The 475-nt window shown below is 69.7% G+C and carries 1 protein-coding gene; it reads left to right on the forward strand.

Going from position 1 to position 475, the window contains the following annotated elements; translation table 11 throughout:
* The coding region (locus ACLZOT_RS49910; protein WP_416975972.1) for a GntR family transcriptional regulator at positions 1-475 on the forward strand (475 nt) is incomplete at both ends.

Here is a 475-nt window from a genome sequence, read left to right on the forward strand (position 1 = left end):
GGGAACTGCGGCTGGAGGGGTCGGTTCCGGACCTCGGTACGTGCAGATCGCGGAAGAGATCGTGCAGCAGATCCGGGCGGGGGTTCTCAAGCCTGGTGACATGGTGCCGAGTGAGTCCGAGCTGGTGGACCGCTACGGCGTGTCCGGCGGGACGATCCGTAAGGCCATGGTCGAGGTCCGGGGGAGTGGGCTGGTCGAGACCCGGCACGGCAAGGGCTCGATCGTGAAGAACCGGCCTCCCGTGCGGCACCGCTCCTCCGATCGCTTCCGGCGCTCGCTCCGGCAAGGGGGACAGGCGGCGTACCTCGCGGAGTCCGCCCAGTCCGGCGCCACTGCCAAGGTCAGCGTCCTCTATATCGGGCCCATGGAGGTGCCCGAGGATGCCGCCGAGCGTCTGGGCGTCCCGGTCGGCTCGCAGGTGCTGGCTCGCCGGCGTCTCTACTTCCGCAACGGCACTCCGGTCGAAACCGCCACC

This window comes from Streptomyces sp. 4F14 (genome assembly GCF_048159485.1).
Classification (GTDB): domain Bacteria; phylum Actinomycetota; class Actinomycetes; order Streptomycetales; family Streptomycetaceae; genus Streptomyces.